At 44.3% G+C, this 842-nt stretch carries 1 protein-coding gene; it reads left to right on the top strand.

All coding sequences use genetic code 11. The features are described 5' to 3' along the window. On the top strand, positions 1–842 hold an 842-nt coding region (locus tag D8792_RS10880), incomplete at both ends, for a discoidin domain-containing protein (RefSeq protein WP_142999399.1).

Consider the following 842-nt stretch of genomic DNA (forward strand, 5'->3'; position numbering starts at 1 on the left):
GTGGAACACCACTTTTGCTCAATATTCCACCTAACAAAGAAGGACGATTTGCAGATGTTGATGTTGCAAGATTAAAAGAATTTCATCAGACGCTCAAAGACATGTATTCTACTAATCTAGCAGCAGGTGCCAGTGTGGTAGCGGATTCTACACGGAAGAATGCCAAATACAATGTCAATCATCTGGTTGATGGTGATGACAAGACATCTTGGGCGCTATCAAATGATGCCTTGACTGGTTCTTTCACAGTTGATTTGGGAGAGAATAAGCGTTTTGATGTGGTCGAGTTGAAAGAAGATATTGCTAAAGGTCAGCGGATTTCCGGTTTCAACATTGACGTAGAAGTCAATGGTCGTTGGGTTCGCTATGGCGAAGGCAGTACAGTTGGCTACCGCCGTCTTATCCAAGGCCAGCCGGTCACTGCTAGAAGAATCCGTGTTACTATTACGGGTGCTCAGGCGACTCCGATTTTGACCAACTTTGCGCTCTACAAAACACCTCAGTCTATCGAAAAGACAGATGGATATCCTTTGGGCTTGGATTATCATTCTAATACTGAGGGAAATAAGAATAATACGACTTGGCATCAAGAAAATGAAGGTGTTCGCGGAAGTTCTATGTGGACTAACCAAAAAGATGCCAGCGTTGAATATCAATTCACAGGAAATAAGGCCTATGTCGTGTCTACTGTCGACCCGCAACACGGTCCGATGGATGTCTATGTAGATGGTCAAAAAGTGGCAACGATTGATACGCAGAGCACCGTGCGCAAACGGAGTCAAACGGTATATGAAACAGGCAACCTAGCAGAAGGTACTCATACTATCAAGCTGGTGAATGCT

The organism is Streptococcus cristatus, assembly GCF_003943505.1.
Taxonomy (GTDB): Bacteria; Bacillota; Bacilli; order Lactobacillales; family Streptococcaceae; genus Streptococcus; species Streptococcus cristatus_E.